Source organism: Roseofilum reptotaenium CS-1145, from assembly GCF_028330985.1.
GTDB lineage: Bacteria > Cyanobacteriota > Cyanobacteriia > Cyanobacteriales > Desertifilaceae > Roseofilum > Roseofilum reptotaenium.
Map to the genome: position 1 here is coordinate 1 of NZ_JAQMUE010000037.1, position 24,465 is coordinate 24,465.

The window sequence follows — 24,465 nt, forward strand, 5'->3', positions numbered from 1 at the left end:
AACCCTTCCCTCTTTCCTGGTGCTGTGAGCGCTGTGGCACCACTCCGATTCCATCCCGAACTCGGCAGTGAAACACAGCAGCGGCGACGATACTTTGGGGGTCACCCTTGGGCAAAATAGCTCGGTGCCAGGTCCATTTTTAAAACAAACCCCTTTATCACAAAGGGGTTTGTTTGTTTTTTGGCTCTTGAATTCATTTTTGTATGATTTTCTGCTATACTTATAGATTGTGTTAATTGAATGGAGTAGTAATAGAGTATGCCTAAATTAAAAAACCGTAAGGCAGCGGCTAAGAGATTTAGAGTTACAGGAAGTGGTAAGGTTCTACGTCGTAAAGCGAATAAGAATCACTTGCTTGAGCATAAGAGTACAACTCGCAAGCGCAGACTTTCTCAGATCACAACAGTATGTGAGAGAGATGAAGAAAATGTCCGCTTAATGTTGCCTTACCTTTAAGGGAGTTTAATCCCACTAAATCTAGTTCAGATGTTCAACTCAATCAAGTTAGGATAAACGATTATGCCAAGAGTCAAACGGGGTAATGTTGCTCGGAAACGCCGTAAGAAGATTTTAAAGCTGGCTAAAGGCTTTCGTGGGTCTCACTCTAAACTCTTTCGGACAGCCAATCAACAGGTGATGAAGGCGTTGCGGAATGCGTACCGAGATCGCCGTAAACGTAAGCGTGATTTTCGTCGTCTGTGGATTGTCCGTGTCAATGCAGCCGCTCGTCAAAACGGAGTGAGTTATAGTAAGCTAATGGGTAATCTAAAAAAAGCAAATATCCAGCTTAACCGGAAAATGTTAGCAGAGATGGCTATTCTCGATCCTCAAGGATTTAGCAAAGTAGTGGAATTAGCTGCTCAAAAGAGTGCCTAGACAGTTTTGGAAACAGAGTGAGGAACTGATAGATAAGAAGAAAAACAGTGGATTATAAGAGGAAACTAGGTATTGGATATTGCCTCTTACGCAGTACAATAACAGGAGAGGATACCAACATAGATTCTGATGGAAACTTCACTGCCGATCACTTATCTTTCTATATTTCTAATCTTGCTTGCTGTTTCAGCTTGGTTCATTTTTCGTCAAGTTCTGAAAACTCGGCGTTCCGAAGCTGTATTTTCCCAGTTGCAAAAAAAACTGAAATCCAATAGAGGGACAGCCCAGGAATACTATGAGCTGGGTTGTCTTTACTCTGAGAAAAAGCTGTATAGCCAAGCGATTCAGCTCTTTCAAAAATCACTCAAGTGTGATGATATTCCTGAGCAAGAAAGTGCTTTGGTGTATAACGCTTTAGGATATGCATATGTCGCGAAAGAGCAATATGATTTGGCGATCCGACAGTATAAAGAAGCTCTAAAGATGGCTCCAGACTATGTTATTGCGTTCAATAACCTAGGCTTTGCCTACGAGAAAAAGAATTTGATAAGGCAAGCGTTAGAAAGCTACGATCATGCTCTGAAGGTTGATCCAAACAATAAAACAGCTAAAACAAGAGCTAATTCTTTAAAGAAACGCTTAACTCCATCAGAATAAAAGCTCCTAGATAGTCCTTGTGAAAATGGGGTTGAATCTTCTAGAATTGTTTTTTCTGTTGTCTAGTCCATAAATTGGGAGAGTGAGCTGTGGAAAATTCCCTCGATAGCCTGTGGACTCAAGTTCTGGATAGGCTTAAAAAAAAGCTAAGTCAGCCAACATTTGAGACTTGGATTAAAACAGCTATGGCAATTGACTTGAAAGAAAATTGTCTGATTCTTGAAACTCCAAATTTATTTGCTCGCAACTGGCTTCAAGCTAATTATATCAACATTATTAACACGACTATAGAAGAAATTGTAGGTCATTCAGTGACGATCCAAATAAAGGTTGCTAATCAAGAAAAGTCCTCAGAAAGCTTGAATCTATTTTGGTCTTCAAATCCTACGATTCCGAAAACTTATACTTATCCAAAACCCACCGAACTTAATCCTAAATATGTGTTTGAGCATTTTGTGGTGGGTTCCAATAATCGCATGGCTCATGCCGCATCTCTAGCGGTTGCTGAATCTCCGGGACGAGATAATCCACTGAGTTTTAATCCTTTGTTTCTGTATGGAGGTGTGGGTCTAGGGAAAACCCATCTCATGCAAGCGATTGGACATTATCGGCTGAAAATTCGATCAGATGCTAAAGTTTTTTATGTCTCGACTGAAAAATTTACGAATGATTTAATTACAGCTATTCGTCAAGATAGTCGCCAAGGATTTCGCGATCACTATCGGACCGCGGATGTTTTGTTAGTGGATGATATTCAATTTATTGAGGGTCAAGAATCCACTCAAGAAGAATTCTTTCATACCTTTAATACCTTACATGAAGCGGGAAAACAAGTCGTTTTAGCCTCAGATCGTCCTCCCAGTCAAATGCCTCAACTCCAAGAGCGTTTATGTTCCCGGTTTTCAATGGGATTAATTGCTGATATTCAACCCCCTGATTTAGAAACACGAATGGCAATTTTGCAAACAAAGGCAGAGTATGAAAATTTAGATTTACCCCAAGCCGTAATTGAATATATTGCGACCAATTATACATCCAATATTCGTGAATTAGAAGGGGCATTAATCCGGACAGTCGCTTATATGTCGATTTCGGGATTATCGATGACGGTAGAAAATATCGCGCCGGTCTTGAATCCACCGGCTGCTAATGGCGAGGTTTCTGCGGATGTGATTATTGCTGTAGTTGCCGAAGAATTTCAGGTGAGTCCAGAGGATTTAAAGAGCAATTCAAGACGCAGGGAAATTAGTCAAGCGCGTCAAATTGGCATGTATCTGATGCGTCAACATACAGACTTGAGTTTGCCTAAAATTGGAGAAGAATTTGGAGGAAAAGACCATACAACGGTTATGTATAGCTGTGATAAAGTGGGACAGAGACGGGAGAATGATCCAGATTTGGCGAAGCTACTGCGACAACTCGGCGATCGCATCACTCTGGTTAGTCGTTCCCAGGGCAGGATCTGAGAATCATTAGAAAAATGAGAATTTTGGCCTAGAGATTGCTATGATTTGTGGAGTTTGACCCTGTGATTTTGAAGTCCCCTATAGTCTCTCCTATTCTCTCTTGGTGATCATGAAAACTGATAGCCGCTCCCAACAGCAACAGTCCCTGTTGCGTCAATTGCTCAAAGCCATCCATAACAATCCAGGCGATCGCCAAGTCATCTACCCGTTGTTAGAAAGTAACGCCAGTTTACTCAACTCCGACTTTGCCCAAGAATTAACTCGTTGGGTAACTGAAAAAGGGACAACATCAAAATCCACCACAGCAGTGAGTTTAGCCAAAACCCTGTGTCGCTTTGCAGAATTGATTGCCTCATGTCCCCAAGGAAATCATCGCTTGTATTGTGAAATTGCGATCGCCAGTTATCAAGTTGCCCTTGATCTCTTTTCTCAAGCTCCCCACCTTCCCCAATACAGTGAAACTAAAACCCTACTAGCGGAACTGGAAAACCATTATCACACCCTACCGAGTGACTCAGAAACCGCCAGCTCACAAACCTTTCCTAACTCACGAGATGGGCTATACCTCTCAAGTCGAGTGGAAGAAAAATCCTATGAATTACTGCAATGGGGAGGATATGGTTTACTGGTACTGACCCTATTCAAAACAGTAGAATACCTGATCCACATCGACCCTAGTTCTACCCTCGATCGCCTCGATCTAGCTCATCAGTTAATCGATATCGTCTGGATGCCCCTCATTGGAATAATCCTCGTCTTTTACCGTCAACAAGGATATGTGTCCCGCATTCACCTCTATTGGTTACGGTTCCTCTCCTGGGGATCGCTGGGATTAGCCAGTCTCTATGGTGTTTTAACCCTGTTTGGCTTTAGTGTGGCTCTTAATATCGCTCAGGGTAGTGTCCAAAAACCGCCAACTGCTCCAACGACTAACCCAACGGTTACTCTAGGCAGTCAACAACCGATCAACTTAAATATCGTCTCATCGATTACTCAACCCTTTATCAGCTCCCCTGAAATCCCTCAGCAACCTAGCAGACAACCTCTAGGACTACTGGGAGGGATCTGGGGAGTGTTAGGGTTTACCCTCATCTGGCGGAGGACTCGATGGACTCGGTCTTTTCGTAGATGATCGTTTATAATCCTAGTCGAGTGAAGGCGGGTTATAAGGGGGTAAAGAACCCACTCCTACAGAATTTGGAAAGGATGCCTAAGCTCCTAGAATGCTTGCCATCTGGTCAACGGGGGCTTTTTCTAACCGGGGGCCTTGGATCTGGACGATCGCCGATCCCAGATAATTCCCCCAACGAGCCGCTTGTGGGGCACTATACCCATGAGTCAGTCCATACAAGGCACCACCAGCAAAGGCATCTCCTGCACCTACGGTATCTAGAGGTTTGACAGGAAACCCTTCTACCGTAATGATTTGTTTATTTTCGACCACTAAACAGCCCTTATCACTATCCGTAATAAAGGCAAGATTGACCATTTCTCCAACCTTTTGGGCGCAAGCGTCCAAATTTTTCAAGTCTAAAAACTGACGCACTTCATCCGCATTACAAAACAGCACATCGCAATAGTCAGTGACCACATTGCGGAAATCATCGCGGAAACTGTGCAACAAAAACGGGTCAGAAAGGGTAAAGGACACTTTCACGCCATGGCGTTTAGACTGCTCCATGGTTTCAATGCTCGCTTTTCGGGTATCATCCCCTGTCCAGAGATAACCTTCCACATAGCTATATTGACAGCGTTTGAGTTTCTCTACATCAATATCACTGGGGGAAAGGGTACTAGAAGCTCCCAAATTGGTACACATGGTGCGCTCTGCGTCGGGAGTCGTCAAGACCACACAAGTGCCTGTAGGGCCGTTTTCGATAGGAGCAGGAGTAACTTCAAACTCAATTCCTGCTGCTTTCATATCTTGGGCATAAAACTTGCCGTTTTCATCTTGGGCGACTTTACCCGTGTAAAATCCTGTACCCCCACTTTGGGCGATCGCAATCATCGTATTGGCCGCAGACCCTCCAGACCTTAATTTCAGGCTATCTCGCTGGAGTCCTCCCAGAATTTTCCCCTGAGCTTTGGCATCTACCAGAGTCATCACTCCGCGCTCTAGGGCCTGTTCAGTAATAAACGAGTCATCGACCAACGCCAGCACATCCACCAACGCATTACCGACACCAAAAACATCCAATTGATTACTCATGCTAATTCTTGATACTCCTTATATTCAAAAAGGGAATAGGAGAGACAAGAGGGCAAACCTTTTTTGATTCCCTACTGCCTATTTCACTCCCGACTCCCTAAAAGCGCGTAGCATAACAAAAAAGGGCGAATCGTAATCCGCCCCAACTGGGTCATATAAGAACAACCCTCTAACCTTGATTTTCGTCTTCCGCCATTTTCCGAGTCACCCTAGAAGCCAAAACAGTAACCACCAACTGTTTCGGTTCCGCCATAATTTTGACTCCTTCGGGGATATTCAGATCTTTAACTGCTAGAGAACCGCCAACAGCCAAATCCGTCACATCTACATCAATCACTTCCGGAATTCGATCGGGAGGACATTGAACGCGCACTTCACTCAGGGGAGAATCGAGCAAGCCACCCGATTGTTTCACCCCGATCGCCTCTCCGACAAAGTTTAAGCGTACAGCCACTTCTACACTCTTCTGAGAGGCGATCGAAAAGAAACTCAGATGATAGGGAAACCCTTTCCAAGGATGCCGTTGTACTTCCCGCAACAGAGCTTTCCCGTTCCAAGAGAGTTCCGGAATATTAACATTAATCAGGGTATTGTTGACCACTGCACTTTTAAGCAAATTTTGAACTGTTTTATCATCCACAGTTAAAGAAATCGATTCATTGCCCTTATGGCCATATAAATTAGCTGGGATTAATCCAGAACGGCGTAAGGCTCTGGCTTTGCTTCCCGCTTCTCTTTGGTGACACTCAATAGTAAGTTCCATAATGTCTGTTTCAGTGTTGATTTTTACTCAGGTTGAATTCAAGCCATGGCCAGATTTAGACCAACTGACAGTTAGTTACCATTGGTCTTCACTGGAATACCATTAGCATCAAGTAAGGCCCGTTTGGGCCCGTGGATGGGGTCTTCAACGATGATTGTGCAATCGCGACTCGCTCCCAGGGATACAATCGCGATCGGCACATCCATCAGTTCTGCTAGAAATTTGAGATAATCTAAGGCAGCTTTAGGCAAATCTTCCAAGGTTCGGCACTCAGCCGTCGATTGTTTCCACCCTGGAACCGTTTCGTAAATCGGTTTACATTTGGCAAAAATCCGGGCGTTAGTGGGAAAATTCTCGCACCGTTGGCCCTCGACTTCATAGGCTACACAGACCTTAATTTCATCGATATTATCAAGAACATCAAGCTTGGTAATGGCCAAACAATCCAGCCCATTAATTCGCACTGCATAGCGACCAATCACCGAATCAAACCAACCACAGCGTCGGGGACGACCGGTAGTCGTGCCAAATTCAGCCCCTACAGACCCTAATTCTTTGCCAATTTCATCGTTCAGTTCTGTGGGAAAGGGCCCCTCACCTACGCGGGTAGTATAGGCTTTGGCAACCCCAATCACCCGGTCAATCACCGTTGGTCCAACCCCTGCACCGACACAGGCACCGCCTGCAATGGGGTTGGAGGAGGTGACATAGGGATAGGTTCCATGGTCTAAGTCAAGCAGTGTTCCTTGCGCACCTTCAAAGAGGATATTGTGGCGCTTTTTAATGGCTTCATAGATTTTCAGGGAACTATCCACCACATAGGGGCGCAACCGTTCGGCATATTCTAAGTATTGTTCAATGACTTCTTTGGGATTGAGGGGCGGTAAGTCATAGAGCTTTTCAATAATGGCATTCTTGTACTCAACCGTCCATTGCAGTTGCTTGCGGAGAATGTCTGGTTGCATCAAGTCAACAATACGAATACCCGTGCGTTCAGACTTATCGCTATAGGTCGGGCCAATACCCCTTTTGGTGGTTCCAATTTTGTGTTCTCCCCGTTTTTCTTCTGAAGCTTGATCGATTAGCCGGTGGTAGGGCATCGTAACGTGGGCGGTTTCAGAAATCATCAACTGCTCTGTAGAGACATTGAGCTGATGGAGTTGATCGATTTCTCCGATGAGTACTTTGGGGTCGATCACCGTGCCGCCACCAATGATACAGGCTGTATCGGGGTAGAGGATACCAGAGGGAATTAGGTGCAGCTTGAAGGTTTGGCCCTGGACCACAACGGTATGTCCAGCATTGACTCCGCCTTGATAGCGAACAACGACATCTGCTGATTTACTCAGGAGATCCGTGATTTTTCCTTTTCCTTCATCGCCCCACTGGGCACCAATTACGATAACGTTAGCCAAGGGTCTTTCTCTCAAGCGATCGCACAATCTACTATTATTGTGGATTTCATTTTCTTATGTCAAGTCCTCCGATCGCTTTTCTGGGGTTTCGATCGACTCAATAAACTCGCGAATGGCTTGAGCCACCCCATCCGGATGGCTGCGCGGCCAATCCGGATCGCCAGTCGGTAAGGTTTGCTCTTTCAAATCCTGCACTCGTTCGCTATACACTTGGGATAGCGAGTCAATTTCTGGATGCCTGTTATGGCTCGACAGACCAGAGAGGAGTAAACTGGGAACCGTGAGATGGGGCAAGTCATCCTCAACATATTCTGCTTGAATTTCCTTAGCTCTGCGTAAAAACAGCATCTGACAAGCAGGGAAGAATTGGAGAAAGTGCGATCGCTTCTCGAACAGCGCTTCTAGGGGTTTAGCTTTTCCCATCCATCGAGCTACCGGTAACAAAATTTTCAGGAACTGTACCCAAAACGATTTCGGCCCCACGAACCAAGATGCTTGCTTCCACCGATCTTTTAATTCCGGTACATGTACCCCTTCCGGAGCCAAGAGAACTAATCCCTTCACCCGTTCAGGATGCGCCAAAGCATAGCGCGTTGCTATCCATCCACCCAGGGAATGGCCGACCAGATAAACCGAGTCTAACTTCAGAGCTTGGAAATACTCCAATAAACACTCCGTTTGTAGCGTCACAGAATAATGGACATTGGGTCGATCCGACTCTGAAAATCCCAATAAATCTGGAGCAAAACACTGGTAATCTGTGCCCAACCGCTCCATTACCCCCACCCATTGACCCCCCTCATCCCAAGACCCATGTAAAAAAAGAATCGGTTTTCCCTGACCCACTTCTCGCCAAAACAGGATTCCAGGAGAGAGTTTAATTCGAGAATTCCTAAATAGAAGTGTCATATCCATTCAATGATTAAAGATGCACAATTCAAAACCACACCCACAACTGCGTACGAGTCGGTTCACCCCTATCTAGGATACCTGCAAATCAATGACGTAAAGCCGTCTCGACCCTATCCATAACCTAGATCAACTCAAAAATATCTCTCAGATCGAAAGATCGAACATACCCATCATCGCAGTCCTGTTAGTTTTCTCATTAATCTGTTGGCTGGGTTGATTATCTATTGCCATCAACCGAAAAAGCCTTCCCTCAACTTATACCATTTCTCTATGAAGTTGCGCTTAATAAGGCATCGACCAAGTAGTCCCATCCAGTAATCGAGGCGATCGTTACCTTATCGCCGGTTGAAAAATGGGAATTATATTTTTTGGGAAATCTATATTTTCATGAAAACCTGCATTATCTAGTTGCAGAAAATTCAGAGTTTCTGGAAATTCTTTTGATAACTGATTCACAAATAACTGAAAGCACTGACTATCTAGATGAGAAAACTCATAAAAATAGCTTTCTCCACTGATTATATCTACCGCACCATACAGATAAAAGTTGTCTCTGTTCCACTGTACACTTCTCTGGGGTTTCACTCCCTTTAGGGTGATCTTCTTTCCCCCAATTGTCTTGAGTCCTAAACGAGTCTCATCTCCAGCCGAGTATCAGGGTAAGCTCATCTAATGCGGTGATTTCTGGTGCTGAGGGTTGGGAAGACATAGAGAATTATGGTCTGAGCAAATTGGGGTGGTTGAGTGAGTGATTAGACTTACCTAATGGGATTCCATCTGATGATACTTTTCGACGAGTGTTTGAGAGAATTAATCCGGAAGAACTCGATAGGGCATTAATGGCTTCAACCTATTGTGGGTTCTTTGGTAGGGGAAGTCATTCCCATAGATGGCAAAAGGTTGCGAGGTTTCTACGATCGAGAGAAAGGAATCAAATCCTTAAATTTAGTCACCGCTTGGGCTAGTCAACAACAACTAAATTTAACCTGAGTTCGGGTTAAGGAGAAGGCGGTAAAGCCCACTCTAAATGAATTTGAGGCTTCTTCGGTTGATGGCAATAGGTAATCAATCCACAAATGATGTTAACAAAGCAGTTCACCGGACTACGGTGACAGGAGTGTTCAAGAAAGAGAAATATTCTTCAGTTGGTCAATTACTGTCTCCACAATAGAGCGCTTACGACTGAGCAGTTTATCTGTGAGGCGCATCAACTTATTCTTCATATTGCGTCTCGGCCTGGCAAAAAAGGAGATGTTAAACTTTTCCAGCAGTTGTTTGGCTAGGGTTTGACTCACATAACCTCTATCAGCAAACACTTTGCCCTGGAGGTGGCTTAATAGCCCTTCTACAGGTTTACGGTCATCTGTATTACGTGGAGTCAACTGAGTATTCAATATATCCCCAGATTCACTCGCCACCAAATAAAATTTAAATCCATAGAACCAACCCATAGAGGTTTTACCTCGAACTGCTAAATTTTTGAAGACTCGGTGGCGGTTGATACGACGAGAGTGACAGACTTTAATAAAAACCTTAAATGCCTCTCTATCTAATGAGCCATTAAGAGTCATTAATGCTAAAACTTCCTGCTGACTAATGGCTCCTACAAGAGTGATTTTCGCTTCTCAATAATAAGGTTTAAGTCCTCTAACTCTTGTCCCTTTTTCTGAACGACCATAAGCACGACTTCCTCCTAGGAGAATCCCAGATTCATCTATAAATACAAAGTTCTCTGGCTCTATTTCTTTAATTTTTTCCCAATATTCTACTCTTAGTTTTTGTACTCTTTCTGTTGCCGCTTGACTGCTACGCCTCGTTTTTTTTACGAGATAACCCTAATTTCTATAAACAGCGACACATGGCTGTCGGACTTACCCAATTACCAGTCACTTCGGTAAATAATTCACACAGTTCCCCTAGAGTGGCATCTATATGTTTTTCTACTAAGGCTTTCACTTGCTCTTGAGCTTCAACACTTGTAAGATAACTAAACTGGGGCTTGCCTCGGCGTTTTAGCTCTACATTTCCTTCCGTTTTCTGACCAGACTAAGACGCTGCTCCAGAAGATTGGTAACGGTTCCATGTCTGATGGTGTTTACCTTTCGGTGGCAATCGTAGCCAAGCTACTACGGCAAAAAGTTATTTCGGTTGACTTTGATAGAGGGGGAATCATCTACCGGCTCAATAGTGACGAGCTGACTTGTTCACCCCGATCGGGGCGTGATGAGGCGCAACAATTGCACCGGGCTAAGGTAGACGCACTTGCTTTAGGATTCAAGCCAGCCCGGTACAATCCCTACACGGGTGAAGTGATGGGGAAAAAGAGACTGGTCGAGACAGGGCATTTTACCCACAGAATGATGAGGTCAATCCTACCGGGTCAGAGAGTGACGGACAGATTCGGTTACTGGTGGATACGGGTAGATAATCCCGATAAACCGACTCACGAGCAGAGGGGAATGAGAAATAGTAGTGGTCGATTGATGGCGACGTACATCGGACTCGAAAGTGAATGGGATAACTGGGAGAAATATAGTCATCAGATAGGAGGGATGTGATGGCAAGGGTGTTACCTAAGATATCCTTATGAATATCATAAGGATATCTTAGGTAATGGTCATGTGATTGATGTATTGATGAAAATCTATGGCAATACTTTTGTGGATAGATTTCCTTTGTTTCTATGACCTATTTACCCTGTTCTAATTTTTGGGGTGTTAGATTGGTTTTAGGTGCAAATTAGGCAGAGCGCCCACTTTTCTAGAAGGATGTCAGTGGTGAAAAGTTCGCTCTGCTTTTGTTTATTGTTAATGGAGGTAAGCGGACTCGAACCGCTGACATCCTGCTTGCAAAGCAGGCGCTCTACCAACTGAGCTATACCCCCAAGAGGATTTAGAATGGGTGAAGAGGTTGCAATTCACCCCACTCGATCTATTATACACATAAGACTTCATTTGAAAAGAGGTTCAGCTAATTTTTTTCTGGGGGGTGACCATGAGCCTTGTCGTAGCTACCTTTTACCATTTTTTTTCCTTTGCCGATTATGCCGAATGGCGATCGCCTCTACACTCGTTATGTGAAGAGCACGGAATCAAAGGAACTATCCTCTTAGCATCTGAAGGCATCAATGCCACGATCGCCGGTTCTCGTTCGGCTGTTGATACCCTCTTAACCTATTTGCGTTCTGATCCTCGATTATGGGATCTTACCCATAAGGAATCTACAGCGCCAGATTATCCCTTCGATCGCCTCAAAGTGCGCCTCAAACAAGAAATTGTCACCCTCGGTCAACCAGACGTTAATCCCAATGAGCAAGTGGGAACCTATGTCAGTCCCCAGGAGTGGAACCAACTAATCGGCGATCCAGAAGTCACTCTCATTGACACCCGAAATGACTATGAAGTACAAATCGGTTCCTTCCGGGGGGCACAAAATCCCCATACTCACTCTTTTCGCAACTTCCCCGACTATGTGAAAACCCATCTTGATCCCCAAAAGCATCCCAAAGTAGCTATGTTCTGTACTGGGGGCATTCGCTGTGAAAAAGCAACGGCCTTTATGCTCAAACAGGGCTTTCAGGAAGTCTACCACCTGCAAGGCGGAATTCTGAAATATCTTGAAGAAGTCCCCGAACTCGACAGTTTGTGGGAAGGGGAATGTTTTGTCTTTGACCAGCGGATCGCGATCAAAACCGGCTTAGTTGCTGGCAGTTATGATCTCTGTGTTGCCTGTGGTTATCCCATTTCTGAGGAAGATAAGGCTTCACCAGACTATGAAGAAGGAATTTGCTGTCCCCATTGCAGCGATCACCTTACCCCTGAAAAACGGGCCCGCCAACAAGCTAAATACCAGCAAAGCAAACTTAAGAAAACAAAGGATAACAAATAAACAGCACCCATCCTCCAACAAAAAAGATCCCAAATAGCCAGAGCAAAAACGTCAGAGACCCTTTAACCTCCAGCGATCCCAATATGGGAGTCGCGGAGATTAGCAGCAGAATGAAAAAAGCACCAAATAATAGCCATACAGAAGAACTATTCAAACCCATCATCATATACTCCATAACCTAGTCAGATACTTTTATCCTAGGTTACAGTTAACACAGAAGGAAGCATTTTTAAGGTTTGCTTCTTAATTGAGTCGCCGTCATCGAAAAGGCTAGTGATCCCGTCACAAACTAGACAAACAATTCTAAGCCGAGTTTTCTACATTTTGGAAAAAATCTTCTAACAGAATTCTAATTTCCTCAATTGCAAAATCGTCTAATAAATCTGAAGTATACCGAACAAAAGACTGATACTCTTTGTCGAGTTTTGCTAAACGTTTCACCTCATTTTCCATATCCTCAATATCACCAATTCGCGCTGATTGATAGAGTTTTTTGAGTTCAGACTTTGGAGGGAATATCATTGGAAATAAATTACTTTTTTTGCTATTTTCTGCTTGATCTATGGGATAATCCAGATGATCTAAGTCTGGACTATCAGTATACATCCAGGTCAAATTCAAGTATTTTTTCAAACTGGCTAGTAAAATCTCTGTATCAATGGGTTTAGGAATAAAATCATTACAATTAATTCCTGGACTGTTTTCTGTGTCTAAACCTGAAATGCTAGCACTTGATATAATGATTGGAATATGTTTCAATTCATTTAGATGTCGTAGAATTTGAGTCAGTTCTAAGCCATCCATCACCGGCATAAAAATATCAGTAATAACTAAATCCGGCTTTACTCTTTTAGCTTCTTTGAGTCCTTCTTTACCATCAGTTGCTTGTACAACCTCAAACCCTAGAGAGTTAAGCAAATTAACAATCAAAGAACGATGTTCCCAACGGTCATCAATAACTAAAATAGTTTTCTTTTTACCTAAATATCCAGTAATAGTATGGTCTTGAATTGGAAATTCTGCCAATATTGTCTCTTGAGCTAATAAACACTCAATCTCAAAGAAGAAGCAACTTCCTTGGTTAGGAATACTAGAAACTTGTAACTCTCCCCCCATCAATTGAACGATATTTTGACTAATGGCCAATCCTAAACCTGTGCCTTCAGACATCCGAGCTTTGTCCCCTACTTGTTCAAAGGGAGAAAATATTTTTTCCATTTGTTCTGAGGGAATGCCAATGCCGGTATCTTTTACCTCAAAGCGAATTATTGCATAATTCTGATTCTCTCTAGAACTCAGATGAATACAGGTCACCTCAAAAGTTATTTCTCCAGTATCTGTAAACTTAATTGCATTCCCAATTAAGTTAATTAAAACTTGCCGCAACCGTTTTTGATCAATGACAATCGCCTTGGGTAAATCAAAAGAATAAATACTTTTAAAGTCCAAGCCTTTTTGATGAGCTTTTATTTTACAAATTGAAGTTATGCCATCTAGAAAATAGCTTAAAGCTAAGGATTGTTCATACAATTCAATCTTTCTCGATTCAATCTTAGCCATGTCGAGAATATCATTAATCAGGCTAAGTAAATGAGATCCACATTCATGAATTACGTCTACTCCTTTACGATCTTCTCCCTCCAAAGTTTTCGAGCGTTTTAAGATTTGGGTATAGCCCAAAATTCCATTGAGGGGAGTGCGAAGTTCATGACTCATACTGGACAAAAATTCTGTTTTTGCTTGGTTGGCACTATCAGCCGCTTGCTTTGCTTGTTTCAAGGCTAGTTCAATTTCTTTGCGATCGCTAATATTTTGCAGCGTTCCTTTAACCTTAATTCCTCGATCGTCCACTTGAAAAGGTTGACCAATGATACGAACCCAAATCAAATGACCTGAATGACACATCAAAGGCAGTTCTAGATCAAAGTCAGTTAAGTGAACAATCGCTTTATCAATTGCTTCTCTGAGTTTATTTTTATACCTGTTTTCAAAAAAGGATAACATCCCCTCTAAAGTTGGTACATACTCAGGTTCAAGTTGGTGAATCTGGTAAACTTCCTGAGTCCAAATCAACTCTTGAGTCTGAGGGTCGAATTCCCATCCCCCTAACTGACCAATTTTTTGGGTTTCATTGAGTAGAGCTTCACTTTTGCGAATGGTAACTGTTTGTTCTACTACTTGTTGTTCTAAATTATTAACTAAAGCTTGCAGTTGGCTTGCCATTTCATTAAATCCTTCTGCCAATTCTCCTAGTTCATCTTCGGATTCTATCGGTAAGCGATGGTCAAGAGAACCTTGTTTAAGCTGATTGACTCCTTGAGTCAGTTGGATTATTTTTTCTGTGATTTCTTTTTGGAATAATTGGGCAATGATCGTGACAAACAGTAATCCAAGCAGGACAGAAAAAGACAAGATATAGTAAATCAACTCACTCGCCTCATCAACTTTTTTTTCTGCCTTTAAGACCTCTTGATTGGTTAATTCAATAAGTTGACCAGAAATTCGATCTATATTTTTTGCTTGTAAGTCAAAATCACTGAATTTGGCTTGAATTTCACTGTCCACTTTTAAGATCTCTTCTGCTGTATTCTTATAGGATGCAAGAATATTTAACAGAGTCTTTTTTTGTTGCTGGTTTATTGTTGAATCTTCTAGTATCTTTTTCTCTAATTCTAGTAAGATTTTAAAAGTAGAGCGCATATGGCGGCGCTGCCGAGTAATCAAATACTCTTTTTGTGCCAGACGTAAAGCTTGATATTGTTCTCTCCACTGGATGTCTAGAGACTCAATGGCCTGTTTTCCCTCGTGACCTAAATGATCTAATTGGTCTTTGAGTCCTTTTCCCTCTTCTGCTAGTCGTGTAACCAATTCAACCGCTTCCATAAAAGTTGTTTCATAATGTTCGGCTGAGGCAACAAACAAATTGATATCCACATCTGTTTCTTTAAGGGAATTACTAACTTGTGGTTGCTCAATCAGTTTTTTGAACTCGGTCATTAAGCGAATGACTTCATTAATATTCTCTACAGCTTCTTGGGCATAAATTTCTTTAGCCTGATTAAAACCAATTTCTGAATAGCGCAAGAAAAAATCTCTTTGATGGGTACGAGCAGCTTGCAAATGGCGATCCATTTCTAGAACTAATCTCTGAAGTTCTACACTTGTATAAATGTCTTGTGCCGCTTTATCTTGAACAACTTTAAATGCAATATAACTATTGACTGAAACCAAAAGAATAAAGCCAAATAATCCACCAAAACCGGTGGATAGTTTAGTGGTAATACTTAAGCGATTCCACCAGTGTTGGAGCTTTCTAAGTTGAGTGAAAATCACCGGTTTCATAGAATAGTTGGATCGAAACAATCAACAGTAACAAACTTAGCATTGCAATTTCGTAGTTCTTGACGGCCAATTTGGAGTCTGCCATTGGGCGATCGCACCGCCACAGAGGAAAGTACCTCCAGTACTATATTAGCTGTATCGTAGGCAAAACTGTAATTAGGAGGTTCTGGAGAGTAACCATATTCACCTTCATAGGCATTTTCTACTGTCCTTAAACCTTCTGTTTGTGGCCAAGCAAAGCCCACTAATGAGTTTAAAGTCGGCTTCATGTTGCGATCGCCCTTATTGACTGCTCCACTCAAAACAACCTCACCCTCCAATTGTGCAAAGGTCTCTTCACAAGAGAGACTTAATCTCCGGGTAAATGCATCCCCATCCTTGACCGTTGCCGCCCATTTTACGCCTAGCTCTTCAATGGCAAATTTAGCAGCGACTTCCCCCACTTTAGTCCCATTATAGTACTGTGCGGAAAAAACCTACATACCAATGACTGGCAGATCCAGAACCCATGGGAGTTAATAAAGGGACGGTATTGCCTCTCGCTAGCTCAATGGGTTCATTGGGGCTAAAGGTAACATACCCTAAATGATCGCTACATTCAGGAAGCCTTGATGAACACGATGACCATCGTAGGATAGCCAAGAGCATCAACCCAGAACGAATCATCCATTCATTTTTCTATATCATGTCTGAGACTGCCTATTTTAAGAATCGCGCTATGCTTCTTTTAAGATGGTACGTCGTTTATGATCCTTGATTAGTTTTCCTGTATGATACCCGATCCGATTGCGTCGTCTTCCGCTTCCCTATCCCCTAGTTCTCAAGGTAAGCCTCGCCATTCCCTAGAGCAACCGCCCTCAACTTTAGAGCCTTCAGAGTTTAATCCAGAGCGGTGGTCGAGTAAACCATTGCCATCTGGGGATTGGATTATGGTAGTGCCGATCGCTGTCATGTTTGTGGGATTATCGCTTCATAATTTCTGGATAGGCTTTTCTGGGGCAGCCGTTGCCTTTGCGCTCTCCTTGCGATTAGTTTGGCCGACATTAACTCGAACGCTCAAAGATCTGACTGCCCAACAGCGATCGCAACTTATCGGATTTACCGGTTTATTTATTTCCCTAGCTGGACTCCTCAATTATTTAGGACTGTATCGCGCTATCAGTAACTGGCTCAATCAAGTCAAATGGGATGAATTTGGGTCTTGGGCTGAATGGGTGGGTGCTGTGGGACAAATTATGATCGCCATTTTGGCCGTTTATATTTCTTGGCGACAATATGTGATTTCCAAGGATTTAACCATTCAGCAAAATACCATTACTCAACAACAAACCATTGATGCTTTTTTTCAGGGCATCTCTGAACTGGCATTAGATGATGAGGGGATGTTAGAAGATTGGCCTCAAGAGCGCTGTTTTGCTGAAGGCCGAACTGCTGCTATTCTCAGCAGTGTCAATGCTGCCGGGAAAGCCAAGGTCATTCGGTTTTTATCCCAATCTAATTTACTCACGCCCTTGCGCCGGGATTATCATTTGGGGCGACCGATTTTTGATGGACGAGGAGGATATCAGGAAGACCGGCTTAATGGGATTCGAGTGATTAATTTGGGAGTGATGTTAGCTGGTGTAAATTTAGCTCGTACAGACCTGCGATGGACGGATTTAAGTGAGGCCTATTTAGTCCGCACGGATTTAAGAAATGCGGATTTAACTAAGGCGAATTTATCTCGAACTGTACTGTATCAAGCGAATTTAGCGGGCGCTGACTTAAGAGGGACACAGTTCTTTTATGGATCGGCACAAACAGCTACCCCCCGCGATCGCCAACATCCACCCAATTACAAAACCGGACAATATACCGGTGCAGTGGTCGAAAATACTGATTTTTCTGGCGTTCAGGAACTCTCAGAAGAACAACGCTATTACTGCTGTTCTTGGTGTGGGGAAGCCTCGCGACAAACGATTCCCGGAGGGTGTGAGGGGATTACGAATTTGTTAGGCCGGTGACCATCGATCTGTGGCGATCGCCTTTTCTCAAATACTATAAACTAGGAAAAGCAGATTTTGCAGATTATTTAATTGGTGCGATCGCTCGTCAAGCCGGTTGTACAGAAACCCTGAGTTTCGATCGCAAGCTGACCAGCGAAAAAGGGTTTCGTTATCTAGAGTAGCAAACGAAAAATTTTTGAAAAATCAATCTTGCCTCCTGTAATTCACTCCCCCATTCCCCTATCTCCCTATCCCCCTATCTGCCGTGAGAGAAAGGGCTGGGGGATAAGGGAAACTAGCCCGGAGGCCAGTCCAGAGCGCGTCCTCCGAGAATATGGATGTGCAGATGATCGACGGTTTGACCTCCGTCTACTCCGTTATTAATCACGACTCGATATCCATTGTTACTCAGTCCCGCTTGCTCGGCTACTTGTTTAACCTTGAGTAACAAATGACCCATCAAGGCATGATCTTGGGATTCAGCATCGGCTAGTTTGGGAATCACCTTTTTGGGAATCACCAGAATGTGAACGGGAGCTTGGGGAGAAATATCATTAAATGCCAGACAAAGGTCATCTTCATAGACAATATCTGCTGGAATTTCCTTACGGATAATCTTACTAAAAATAGTTTCGCTCATGGTATCGAAGGGCGATAAAGTTGAATTGCTCTCATCATACAGCGCTTCGCGCTCCCCCTCGCGTAGTCTAGAAACTGGGTTTCTCCCGTATCTTCTCCTTAGTCTCCATAACCTTGGTAGAAACCCGGTTTCTTTTCCCCGCGTAACCCCAGAAATAGGGTTAAACTCTTCCTTATTACTCATTACTTATTACTTCAATACTTAACAGCGCAAAGCAGTGTAAACTATGACTGTTACTACATATAAATGGGCGATCGCCCCTTATCACCACGCCATCCGTGCCGGGATATTCAACGACCAAAACCTCGAACTGATACGCGGAGAACTCATCGTTATGCCACCAGAGGGAGAACCCCACGCCTACTACAACAGTGAAGTTGGGGACTATCTGCGGAGTCTGTTGGGTAACCGTGTCAAAATCCGTGAAGCGCACCCCATCACCCTTCGCAATGACTCAGAACCCGTTCCAGATCTGGCCATTGTTCAACCTCTGGGACGAGTCTACCTGGAACACCATCCCTATCCTGGGGACATCTTTTGGATTATCGAATTTGCCAACACCACCCTGACTCAAGATACAACGACTAAAAAACAACTCTACGCTGAATCAGGAATCCCCGAATACTGGGTTGTTAATCTCCAAGATGATCAACTCCAGGTTTACACCCAGCCCAAAAATGGGGACTATGCGAAAGAAACAATCCTAACCACCGGAACCCTATCCCCCACAGCTTTTAAGGATGTCGAGATTCGAGTCCAACGGGTCCTTAACGCTTAGGCGTAGTCTAGAAACCGGGTTTCTCGCGCATCCTCTCGTTTGTCTCATCAACTTGGGAGAAACCCGGTTTCTTGCCCCCCGCGTCATCGCCCAATCGCCTACAATAATCATTAACCCCATTTTTAATTTTTAATTTTTAATTTTTAATTGAAACGTTATGTCCTCAAAGGGTCGCTTCTCTCGCTATGTGCGCTTGGCCTTTGTGGCTTTGGCGTTTGTATTGTATCCCTACTTGGTCAATCAAATGCCTGCCTTAGCGTTACTGCTCAAAGATGTGCCGCCGATAGTCATTATTCTTGCAGCCTTGGGTTGTGCGGCTGTTGTCGTTGTCGGGCCAGAATTATTAAATGTAGAGGAGAGCAGTATCGAGGAGTTATGGAAAAGGTTTGCTGAAGAAAATCAGGGGAAGATTAAAAACCGACTGAAGACTAACCTCGATTTCGGGTGTCATATTGATATTAGTGCCACAGATTATTATGAAGACGGAGAGCAACCGCAGGCTAAACCAAAACCCGCTTCACCTCAACCCGTTCCCACTCAGCCTGTTTCCGGTAAAGGCTGGCGTTCATGGTGGGGAAAGTTCAAGGGCAAAATCAAGCCACCGATGCCGTTGGGACTCTTTGCTACACAATCCGGTTTGGAAGTGCGCTACGAGGTGGAGAATTTCGAGACGCAAGAGACGACAGAAACTCATCAATCCATTTTAGAACTCTTTGAAGCGGCGAATCGGCGCTTACTGATCTTAGGAGAACCGGGAAGTGGCAAAACTACGGAACTGCTGAAACTTGCCGAAGCTTTGGGACAAGAGGCCGTTGATGATGCTCGCAAACCTATCCCGGTGATTTTTGAGCTGTCCGCGTGGCGGGGTGAGAAAATGCTCGATTGGATGGTGGAACAGATGACAGCGCAGTATGGCTTAAAGCCTGAATTCTGTCGCCAGTGGCTGTTAGCGGATTGGATTATTCCCTTGCTCGATGGTTTGGATGAGCTAGGACAAGGTAAACATGGCATAAAAGAAGCGGTTGATGCCATTGAGGAGTTGCAAGGGCATTATCAGCAGCAGCAACAAGCCTTAGTGATTTGTTGCCGAGTTAAAGATTATGAAAGCATTACTGCAGCAACTGAAACTGAACCCAACTGTGGCGTGGGGTTGCAAAAAATTAAGAAAGCGGTGAGATTATGCGAATTGAGCGATAAGCAAATTAAGGATTATTTAGAGCAACGTCTAGATGAAAAGCAAGGCCCCCCTTCTGGGTTGGAATTTTGGCAAGGGGTAAAAGATCATCCAGGATGGAAGAAATTAGCAGAAAATCCCATGTTCTTGAATCTGATGCCCATTGCTTACCCAGAAGGATTGCCAGGGGATGCACCGGAAAAAGTTGAGGCTTGTGAAAAACAGCTTTTTAATGCGTTTTTGGCGAAAAAGCTGCCCCAACTAGATACTTATAAGCAGAAAGATAAAGATCCGAGGCATTATCTGGCTTGGTTAGCCGCCAGTATGGGGAAAGAAGGCATTAATCAACGGGAGTTTTTGATTGAATCCTTGCAACCGACATGGCTAGAAAACGCTCGGCAATACCGACACTATCGCCTGATTATCGGGCTAATTTTCGGGCTAATTTTCGGGCTAATTTTCGGGTTGATTCTGGATAACACCTCTATTCAACTAACAGAAGCCCTCGATTTGTCTTGGCAGTCAATCCAGCGCGGATTACGCCAAGCACTGAAGTGGGGGCTGATTATCGGGCTGATTGTCGGGCTGATTATCGGGCTGATTGTCGAGCTGATTGTCGGGCTGATTGTCGGGTTGATTGTCGGGCTGATTGGAGGACTGATTGTCGGGCTGAGAGCTGACTTACAAGTGAGGCAACGTCCCAATGAAGGCATCTGGGAAACGGGCATTAAAACCCTGATTACCATTGGGTTAGCCATACCCCTGTGCCCGCTACTCTTCATTGTACCCCGTTGGGCAACTGGACAAGAGATCGATCTGCTGACCAGCTTCATTCAAGGGGTAGGAATGGGAGTATTAATCGGATTTTTAGTTGGTGGTGGTGTTGCCTTAGTTCAACATATTTCCCTGCGTTGGGTGTTGTCTCGTCAGGGAAATATGCCTGGAAATTATGCTGGCTTTCTCACTCAAGCCAGTCAAGCAGGAATGTTAAAACAATCGGGGGGACGGTTTCGCTTTTATCACGACAAACTGCGAGAACATTTAGCCCAAGAAGTCAACCTCCCAGCCTATACTCTACCCCCACACCACATAAGGAGATGGTGAGAATAATTTAAACCCTAAATTCCTCTTAAACAAAGGGACTTTTACTGCCCCCTTTTCCAAGGGGGGTTGGGGGGATCTTTACCTTGACTGTTGTACAATTAAACGGAAACAGTTTCCACTGAAAACGCAAACGCTCATCCCATAGACTCACCATGGTTGCCTTGTCTCCAGAACTGAAAACCCGACTCTCTTCTCCTCTAAAAATTGGCACGGTAGAAGTTAACTCTAGGGTCTTACAATCGCCCCTATCTGGGGTGACGGATTTGGTCTTTCGTCGCCTGGTGCGTCGCTATGCGCCCAGTTCCATGATGTATACGGAAATGGTGAACGCTACGGGATTACACTATGTGCGCGAGTTGCCGAAACTGATGGAGGTAGACCCGAATGAGCGCCCCATTAGTATTCAACTCTTTGACTGTCGCCCCGATTTTTTGGCCGAAGCGGCACAAATGGCCGTGGAGGAAGGAGCGGATACAGTAGATATTAATATGGGCTGTCCGGTCAATAAGATTACGAAAAATGGGGGTGGTTCGTCTTTATTGCGCGAGCCGGAAGTGGCGGAGGCGATTGTGCGAGAAGTGGCTCAAGCGGTTGAGGTTCCGGTAACCGTGAAGACGCGCATTGGCTGGTCAAATCAAGAAATTAATATCCTGGAGTTTGCGCAACGGATGCAGGATGCGGGGGCAAAAATGTTGACGCTCCACGGTCGGACTCGCGCCCAGGGGTATAATGGGCCGGCCCGTTGGGAATGGATCGCGAAAGTTAAGGAGATTTTGTCCATCCCAGTTATTGGCAATGGGGATATTTTCTCTGTGGAAGCGGCAGTACGCTGTTTGGAGGAAACCAAAGCAGATGGGGTGATGTGTTCGCGAGGGACGTTGGGGTATCCGTTTTTGGTAGGAGAAATTGATTATTTCTTGAAGACGGGAGAAAAATTGCCCGAACCAACGCCGATCGCCCGTTTAGAATGTGCCAAGGAGCATTTACGAGCCTTGTACGAGTATAAGGGCGATCGCGGCATCCGTCAGGCCCGCAAGCATATGACTTGGTACGCGAAGGAGTTCTATGGTGCGGGAGAACTGCGCGGTAAGTTAGCGCGGATTGAATCTGTGGAAGACGGGGTAACCTTATTAGAAGGGGCGATCGCCAAACTGATGGAATTAGACCTCGATCCTGCTCCTGTACCCATGGGTTAGTTTTCCCCAGTTTCCGGGAGATAGCCCGCAGTTGGGTGTATGGTCAAGAATGGCATTTAGACAGGAATGTGGTTATGAAAGCGCTAAAAATGGTGGCTTTAGTCGGAGGAGTGGCGATCGCTACCGTAACCGGAGCAATGGTTGCCACCAACCCCAAATCCTCCAACTATGAAGAGTTTGCCTCCCAACAGTTAGTCGAATACCTCCAAGAAAACGTTTGCGACAAAGCCGATCAAAGCTTTGGCAACATCCTGCAAGAATCTTGCGATAACTTCCTCCAAGAAGCTCGACCCCAACTGCAAACCATCATTGCCCAACGCACCGAGCGTCAAGACTATATACTGTTTAGTGTCTATCGAACTAATCTATCAATTGCCGCCTTTCTGCCTGCTTACGAATTTGAAACCCTAGGAGTTTTTTCCCATTTCCATATCTTGAAGGCAGAAGAAAGATCCGCCCAATAACGTCACTTTCGTTGTCAGGATATCCCCATGAGTTACTGTGTTAACCCCGAGTGCAAATCCCCCCAAAATCCCGATAACACTAAATTTTGCTCCAGTTGTGGCACTTCCCTCTATCTCCGACAACGCTATCGGCCGATTAGTCAACTCGGTCAAGGGGGATTTGGTAAAACCTTTATTGCTATTGACGAAGATATTCCGTCCCAACCTCTCCGAGTCGTCAAACAACTCTATCTCAAGGGGTTTAGCGATCGGGTCGTTCATAAAGCTCAACGGTTATTTCGTCAAGAAGCTGTTCGTTTAGATGAGCTAGGAAAACACAATCAAATTCCCGATTTACTCGCCAATTTTGAACAAGATCAACAGCTTTATTTAGTGCAAGAATTTGTAGACGGTCCAACCCTCACTCAGGAATTGCAACAAAAAGGGGGTTATGAACCCGAAGAAATTGAACAACTGCTGCGAGATCTTTTACCCGTTTTACAGTTTGTTCATGATAATCAGGTCATTCATCGGGATATTAAACCTCAAAATATCATCCGCCGCAAAAAGGATAATCTACCCGTATTAATTGATTTTGGCGTATCGAAATGGGTTTCACAAACCACCTTAAACCAAACCGGAACGATCGTTGGTAGTGCAGAATATATGCCCTTAGAACAGTTGCGAGGGAAAGTTTTTCCAGCCAGTGATTTATATAGCTTAGGAGCCACTTGTCTCCATTTGTTAACGGGACTGGCTCCCTTAGAACTCTATGATATTGCGAATGAAAAATGGGTATGGCGAGACTATTTACTCCCAGAAAAACGGGTGAATTTAACGTTAGCCCAAACCCTCGATCGCATGGTTGCCCGGAATTTAAAACAACGCTTTCAATCAGCCTCAGAAGTACTATCTGTATTATCAGTTTCTCCTGGTTCCTTCACTTCTATAGCAGCTTCCAAATCCCAAAAACCTAAATCTCAAAAACCGAAACCTCTCACTTCCCGTCCCTCTTCAAGTCGCACCGCTATCAGTAACCAACCCACAGAAGTTACCCCTAAAGCATTTAACCCCCTTCATATGGTTAAAACTTGGGTTTTTGGCTCCTCCGAACTCCCCGTAGAATTGAAGTCTGCTGTGGGTGTTGATTATACAAAATTGCAAAATCTACTGCAAATGAAGCGCTGGAAAGCAGCCGATCAAGAGACCTGGAATTGTCTTCATAAAGCATCGGGTAAACCGATTAGCTCTTTTTTAGATCCTCGTAATATCACGGATATTCATTGTGAAGATTTCCAGACCGTCGATCGACTGTGGGTTGAGGCCAGTGAGGGACGCTTTGGGTTTACGCTTCAGTTTCAGGTCTATCAACAAGCAGGAGAAGAGTACTTCCCGTTTTGCCAAGCCCTGAAGTGGCCCTTGCGGCCCAGTGGCAATACGGAGGACTATATTCAGTATAAAAGTAATGCTCCCGTCGCTCACCTTCCCTCTCCCGCTCGCTTCAAAGGATCGGATTGGTCAAAGCATGTAGAGGCGATCGCTTCTAAGTGTATTATTTGTGGATTGGTTTAGAGTTTTTGAGTTTTCTGTTATATTTTCCTAAGGAATATATAAGGA

At 44.1% G+C, this 24,465-nt stretch carries 20 protein-coding genes, 1 tRNA gene, 1 rRNA gene and 4 pseudogenes; 17 read left to right on the forward strand and 9 right to left on the reverse strand.

Features of this window, described 5'->3' with window-relative positions:
* The first annotated feature begins 15 nt into the window (after window positions 1-15).
* The 6 genes from rrf to PN466_RS06085 all read left to right on the forward strand — a co-directional run bounded on the left by rrf (window position 16) and on the right by PN466_RS06085 (window position 4,131).
* Window positions 16-133 (forward strand): 5S ribosomal RNA (gene rrf, locus PN466_RS06060).
* A 125-nt stretch (window positions 134-258) separates the two neighbouring features.
* A complete protein-coding gene (rpmI, locus tag PN466_RS06065; RefSeq protein WP_271937780.1) occupies window positions 259-456 on the forward strand; it encodes a 50S ribosomal protein L35 in 198 nt (65 codons plus the stop codon).
* A 63-nt stretch (window positions 457-519) separates the two neighbouring features.
* A complete protein-coding gene (gene rplT, locus PN466_RS06070; protein ID WP_271937781.1) occupies window positions 520-876 on the forward strand; it encodes a 50S ribosomal protein L20 in 357 nt (118 codons plus the stop codon).
* Between the two features lie 129 nt (window positions 877-1,005).
* Window positions 1,006-1,533: a tetratricopeptide repeat protein gene (locus tag PN466_RS06075; protein ID WP_271937782.1), complete on the forward strand. Its 528-nt coding sequence runs from the start codon at window positions 1,006-1,008 to the stop codon at window positions 1,531-1,533.
* Window positions 1,534-1,622: 89 nt separating this feature from the next.
* Window positions 1,623-2,999: a chromosomal replication initiator protein DnaA gene (gene dnaA / locus PN466_RS06080; RefSeq protein ID WP_271937783.1), complete on the forward strand. Its 1,377-nt coding sequence runs from the start codon at window positions 1,623-1,625 to the stop codon at window positions 2,997-2,999.
* Between the two features lie 109 nt (window positions 3,000-3,108).
* Window positions 3,109-4,131: a hypothetical protein gene (locus PN466_RS06085; protein WP_271937786.1), complete on the forward strand. Its 1,023-nt coding sequence runs from the start codon at window positions 3,109-3,111 to the stop codon at window positions 4,129-4,131.
* A 78-nt stretch (window positions 4,132-4,209) separates the two neighbouring features.
* Here PN466_RS06085 and PN466_RS06090 read toward each other — a convergent pair whose 3' ends face one another.
* The 4 genes from PN466_RS06090 to PN466_RS06105 all read right to left on the reverse strand — a co-directional run bounded on the left by PN466_RS06090 (window position 4,210) and on the right by PN466_RS06105 (window position 8,295).
* Window positions 4,210-5,208: an adenosine kinase gene (locus tag PN466_RS06090; protein WP_271937788.1), complete on the reverse strand. Its 999-nt coding sequence runs from the start codon at window positions 5,206-5,208 to the stop codon at window positions 4,210-4,212.
* 169 nt (window positions 5,209-5,377) lie between these two features.
* Window positions 5,378-5,971 (reverse strand): 50S ribosomal protein L25/general stress protein Ctc, encoded by a 594-nt coding sequence (locus tag PN466_RS06095; protein ID WP_271937789.1) that lies wholly within the window; start codon window positions 5,969-5,971, stop codon window positions 5,378-5,380.
* A gap of 71 nt (window positions 5,972-6,042) precedes the next feature.
* On the reverse strand, window positions 6,043-7,386 hold the full coding sequence (locus PN466_RS06100; protein WP_271937790.1) for an adenylosuccinate synthase: 1,344 nt from the start codon (window positions 7,384-7,386) through the stop codon (window positions 6,043-6,045).
* A 54-nt stretch (window positions 7,387-7,440) separates the two neighbouring features.
* Window positions 7,441-8,295 (reverse strand): alpha/beta fold hydrolase, encoded by an 855-nt coding sequence (locus PN466_RS06105; RefSeq protein WP_271937793.1) that lies wholly within the window; start codon window positions 8,293-8,295, stop codon window positions 7,441-7,443.
* Window positions 8,296-8,419: 124 nt separating this feature from the next.
* Between PN466_RS06105 and PN466_RS06110 the strand changes: the two are divergent.
* Both PN466_RS06110 and PN466_RS06115 read left to right on the forward strand, forming a co-directional pair.
* A pseudogene (locus PN466_RS06110) lies at window positions 8,420-8,616 on the forward strand (hypothetical protein); the annotation flags it as partial.
* Between the two features lie 311 nt (window positions 8,617-8,927).
* Window positions 8,928-9,282: pseudogene (locus tag PN466_RS06115) on the forward strand (ISAs1 family transposase); the annotation flags it as partial.
* A gap of 13 nt (window positions 9,283-9,295) precedes the next feature.
* Here PN466_RS06115 and PN466_RS06120 read toward each other — a convergent pair.
* Window positions 9,296-9,824: pseudogene (locus PN466_RS06120) on the reverse strand (IS982 family transposase); the annotation flags it as partial.
* A 555-nt stretch (window positions 9,825-10,379) separates the two neighbouring features.
* Between PN466_RS06120 and PN466_RS06125 the strand changes: the two are divergent.
* Window positions 10,380-10,856, forward strand: coding sequence for a hypothetical protein (locus PN466_RS06125; RefSeq protein WP_271937798.1), 477 nt, complete (start codon window positions 10,380-10,382; stop codon window positions 10,854-10,856).
* Window positions 10,857-11,109: 253 nt separating this feature from the next.
* Here the strand turns inward: PN466_RS06125 and PN466_RS06130 are convergent.
* Window positions 11,110-11,182, reverse strand: a tRNA-Ala gene (locus PN466_RS06130).
* A 110-nt stretch (window positions 11,183-11,292) separates the two neighbouring features.
* Here PN466_RS06130 and trhO point away from each other — a divergent pair.
* Window positions 11,293-12,186, forward strand: a complete 894-nt coding sequence (trhO, locus tag PN466_RS06135; protein ID WP_271937799.1) for an oxygen-dependent tRNA uridine(34) hydroxylase TrhO — start codon at window positions 11,293-11,295, stop codon at window positions 12,184-12,186.
* 303 nt (window positions 12,187-12,489) lie between these two features.
* Here trhO and PN466_RS06140 read toward each other — a convergent pair whose 3' ends face one another.
* Both PN466_RS06140 and PN466_RS06145 read right to left on the reverse strand, forming a co-directional pair.
* Window positions 12,490-15,528, reverse strand: coding sequence for an ATP-binding protein (locus PN466_RS06140; protein ID WP_271937800.1), 3,039 nt, complete (start codon window positions 15,526-15,528; stop codon window positions 12,490-12,492).
* A complete protein-coding gene (locus PN466_RS06145; protein WP_271937802.1) occupies window positions 15,525-15,971 on the reverse strand; it encodes a hypothetical protein in 447 nt (148 codons plus the stop codon). The genes PN466_RS06140 and PN466_RS06145 overlap by 4 nt, the downstream gene beginning before the upstream one ends.
* Window positions 15,972-16,298: 327 nt before the next feature.
* On the opposite strand from PN466_RS06145, the gene PN466_RS06150 reads away from it, so the two are divergent.
* Both PN466_RS06150 and PN466_RS06155 read left to right on the forward strand, forming a co-directional pair.
* A complete protein-coding gene (locus tag PN466_RS06150; RefSeq protein ID WP_271937803.1) occupies window positions 16,299-17,531 on the forward strand; it encodes a pentapeptide repeat-containing protein in 1,233 nt (410 codons plus the stop codon).
* Window positions 17,532-17,557: 26 nt separating this feature from the next.
* A pseudogene (locus tag PN466_RS06155) lies at window positions 17,558-17,695 on the forward strand (PIN domain-containing protein); the annotation flags it as partial.
* Between the two features lie 113 nt (window positions 17,696-17,808).
* On the opposite strand, the gene PN466_RS06160 reads toward PN466_RS06155, so the two are convergent.
* Window positions 17,809-18,153 (reverse strand): histidine triad nucleotide-binding protein, encoded by a 345-nt coding sequence (locus PN466_RS06160; protein ID WP_271937807.1) that lies wholly within the window; start codon window positions 18,151-18,153, stop codon window positions 17,809-17,811.
* A gap of 226 nt (window positions 18,154-18,379) precedes the next feature.
* Between PN466_RS06160 and PN466_RS06165 the strand changes: the two genes are divergently transcribed.
* The 5 genes from PN466_RS06165 to PN466_RS06185 all read left to right on the forward strand — a co-directional run bounded on the left by PN466_RS06165 (window position 18,380) and on the right by PN466_RS06185 (window position 24,420).
* Window positions 18,380-18,931, forward strand: a complete 552-nt coding sequence (locus tag PN466_RS06165; RefSeq protein ID WP_271937808.1) for a Uma2 family endonuclease — start codon at window positions 18,380-18,382, stop codon at window positions 18,929-18,931.
* Between the two features lie 157 nt (window positions 18,932-19,088).
* Window positions 19,089-21,209: an NACHT domain-containing protein gene (locus PN466_RS06170; RefSeq protein WP_271937810.1), complete on the forward strand. Its 2,121-nt coding sequence runs from the start codon at window positions 19,089-19,091 to the stop codon at window positions 21,207-21,209.
* Window positions 21,210-21,361: 152 nt separating this feature from the next.
* A complete protein-coding gene (gene dusB / locus PN466_RS06175) occupies window positions 21,362-22,405 on the forward strand; it encodes a tRNA dihydrouridine synthase DusB (protein WP_271937811.1) in 1,044 nt (347 codons plus the stop codon).
* Between the two features lie 74 nt (window positions 22,406-22,479).
* A complete protein-coding gene (locus PN466_RS06180) occupies window positions 22,480-22,869 on the forward strand; it encodes a DUF4359 domain-containing protein (protein WP_271937812.1) in 390 nt (129 codons plus the stop codon).
* Between the two features lie 27 nt (window positions 22,870-22,896).
* Window positions 22,897-24,420 (forward strand): serine/threonine-protein kinase, encoded by a 1,524-nt coding sequence (locus PN466_RS06185; protein ID WP_271937814.1) that lies wholly within the window; start codon window positions 22,897-22,899, stop codon window positions 24,418-24,420.
* Window positions 24,421-24,465 lie beyond the last annotated feature (45 nt).